Source organism: Ruminococcus sp. 1001136sp1_2201st1_G3_2201SCRN_220225 (assembly GCF_040924365.1).
Lineage (GTDB): Bacteria > Bacillota > Clostridia > Lachnospirales > Lachnospiraceae > Blautia_A > Blautia_A faecis.
Map to the genome: position 1 here is coordinate 1 of NZ_JBCOME010000124.1, position 3,074 is coordinate 3,074.

Consider the following 3,074-nt stretch of genomic DNA (forward strand, 5'->3'; position numbering starts at 1 on the left):
TACTTAACTGACGGTGCAAAACCGATTGATTTTACAATCACAGAAAATGGAAAAATCGTGGACTTAACCGACGAAGCTCATTCTATCTACAATCAGATTAAGCGTGGAGATATTGAGGGTGTAAAAATCGGTGCAGGCACACATAAGCGTCTTGCTGATGTTCCGTTTAGGATCACAAGCAAGACAACGGGCGAAAATCATGTTGTGGTAACTGATGATAACGGGCAGTTTTCCACTTCTTCTGACTGGGCTTCCCATAAGCACAATACTAACGCAGGCAAGACCAGCGAGGACGGTGTGTGGTTTGGAACTTCTGAACCAGACGACAGCAAAGGTGCGTTACCTTACGATACTTACATCATTGAAGAATTACGCTCTGACAGTAACAAAGGCTTTGAGCTTATCCCACCGTTTGAAATCGTAGTATCAAGAAATAATCTTGTGATTGATTTAGGAACTTTGACTGATGAATACGAAAAAGAAATCTCTATCCATACCACAGCAACCAGCAAGGACGGCGATAAGACTATCCTTGCAGGAAAAGAGGTTACAATCGTTGATACTGTCAAATTGGACGGACTTACAAAAGGCACAAAGTATCAGTTAAAAGGCTGGCAGATGTTAAAGGAAGAAAACGCCGAGCTTATCATTGACGGGAAACGTGTGGAAAGTGATTATACGTTTACTGCTGACAGCGAAACTATGAAAGTGGAAGTTGCCTTTACCTTTGACGCTACTTCTCTTGACGGCAAACAACTTGTAACTTTTGAGGAATTATACGATTTAAGCAATCCAGACGAGCCGAAGAAAGTTACCGAGCATAAGGATATTGAGGACAAAGGACAGACGATTACCTTTAAGGAAAAAACCAAAGTCCCAAAAGAACCAGAGAAACCCGAAACACCACAGACACCAGATACACCGCATAAAACAGACAGTCCAAAAACTGGCGATAGCACAAACCTTTACGGACTGCTTGCACTTCTTTTGACTTCTGGTGCTGGACTGGCAGGTATCTTCTTCTGCAAACGCCGTAAAATGAAGAAATCATAAGGCGGTAACGGTATGAGAAAAGAAAAATCACGTTCTCCGCCGATACCGTGTCGGCAGACTTCCGCTTATTCTGGCTTGTCTGCTACTTACCTGCAAGAACACGGATAGTCAAGGGTGCGTAAGCATTTATTTTACCCTTTACTATCTGGGGGCTTGCTGGTACTTCCTTAACTGCCAGAATAAGAAATCACTATCAACAAACTTATCAAAAATAGAAAGAAACGAGGTAAAACAATATGGAAATGAAATATGTCGTGCCAGATATGGCACAGTCTTTTGGAACTCTTGAATTTGCAGGCGAAAGTGAGCCTATCTTTGAAAGAGATAAAAATAACCGCAGGGTCTTAGCCAGACGAAGCTATAACCTTTATTCTGACGTACAGAAAGGCGAAAATGTTGTGGTGGAAATTCCCGTGCAGGCTGGCGAAAAGCATTTCAAGTATGAACAGAAAGTGAAACTTGTCAATCCGAAGTTATATGGCAGAGGTTACGCAATCGGGGATATGGGACATACCGATTATGTGTTGCTCGCTGATGATATTGTAGCAGTTGAAGAAAAGTAAAGGAGTGAAGAATTTATGAGATTATCAAACGGGTTTGTTATTGACAAAGAGAAAACATTTGGAGAATTAAAATTTACAGCGGTGCGTGATGTGTTCTTACAGAATGAGGACGGGACACCGAGTACCCAGCTTAAAAAACGTATCTATGATTTAAAATGTAGTCTGCATGGTGGAATTATCCCCGTGTCTGTACCGCCAGAAGTACCGTTAAGGGAATTTCCATACAATGCAGTTGTGGAGCTTGTCAATCCCGTAGCCGATACGGTATCAAGAAAGACCTATACGGGTGCAGATGTGGATTGGTATGTAAAAGCAGAGGACATTGTATTGAAGAATAAAGGCAATCAGAACGCAGGCAATCCACAGAACCATACACCGCAGGGACAACCGAAAAAATAAACTTGGTGGGTAGATTTTTATTGTAGCAGATATATGGAACTGTTATAATATGGGTATGAAGAAAGTAACACATTTGAAGTTGCAAAAGGAGTGAAATTGAAATGTGTATGGAATGTTATGTTGACGAAAATAGAATAACACCACTCTTAAATCCATTGGATTGTTTAGAAAATCATACACAATACATTTGTGGGACTTGCGGGAGGTGCATTTGCATTGAACATGACCCCAAACGTGGATTACAACGGTGGAATTTCCCTTTTAAATCGTTAGAAATTGCAAAATTATATTTGCGTACTGCTGATTATAGTACCAAAAAGTCATGTGGTATTTATGAACTGAAAAGTGAAAATGGCAGACTTTCATACAAAATCTTTGCGGACAGTGAGGACTTGCTGTTATATCTAAAAAAGAACAAAGGAAAAACTTGCAAAGATATGAAACCTGTTTTTATGATTGAAGAATACAGAGAATATGCAAATACGCAGATAAGAAAATTGACCTCTGATGAAATACAGAAATATATGTCAGAGCGATAACTTCCAGTTTCACAATTTCATATCTATACATACATAGCAGTTAGTCTTAGGATTGACTGCTTTTTTCGTACCCAGAAAGGAGTGATTGATTTATGAGAATGATTTTAAACAAAGGACACCGTATCAGAGCCAGCAACAAGAACCTTGTCTACCACTTTTCCATAGGGACGCTTCTGTTTGTATTTGTGGCGGTTCTTCTGCTACTGAATATCAAACAGCTCATGCGTACCGATTGGGAGCATTTCAGCTTGTTAGAAAACGGCTTGACGCTTTCCCCTTACAACTTCATAACCATACTGATAGCGACTGGTGTTTGTGCATTGGTCGCTTTTCTGTATTACCGCTTTTGTTACGACAGTTTCAAGAAGCTCCTGCACCGTCAAAAGCTGGCAAGAATGGTACTGGAAAATAAATGGTATGAAGCTGATACCGTACAAGACAGCGGTTTTTTTACTGACCTGCAAAGCAGATCAAGGGAAAAAATCGTCTGGTTTCCAAAGATTTATTATCAAATGGAAAA

4 protein-coding genes and 1 pseudogene are annotated in these 3,074 nt (G+C 40.2%); all 5 read left to right on the forward strand.

Going from position 1 to position 3,074, the window contains the following annotated elements:
• Positions 1–1,053: VaFE repeat-containing surface-anchored protein (locus AB5642_RS20075; protein ID WP_368371947.1), on the forward strand; the 1,053-nt coding region annotated here is incomplete at its 5' end.
• A 236-nt stretch (positions 1,054–1,289) separates the two neighbouring features.
• Positions 1,290–1,616, forward strand: coding sequence for a YdcP family protein (locus tag AB5642_RS20080; protein WP_003059926.1), 327 nt, complete (start codon positions 1,290–1,292; stop codon positions 1,614–1,616).
• Positions 1,617–1,631: 15 nt separating this feature from the next.
• Positions 1,632–2,015, forward strand: coding sequence for a YdcP family protein (locus AB5642_RS20085; protein WP_002347267.1), 384 nt, complete (start codon positions 1,632–1,634; stop codon positions 2,013–2,015).
• A gap of 101 nt (positions 2,016–2,116) precedes the next feature.
• A complete protein-coding gene (locus tag AB5642_RS20090) occupies positions 2,117–2,554 on the forward strand; it encodes a hypothetical protein (RefSeq protein ID WP_055273894.1) in 438 nt (145 codons plus the stop codon).
• Between the two features lie 92 nt (positions 2,555–2,646).
• Positions 2,647–3,074, forward strand: a pseudogene (locus tag AB5642_RS20095) (ATP-binding protein); the annotation flags it as partial.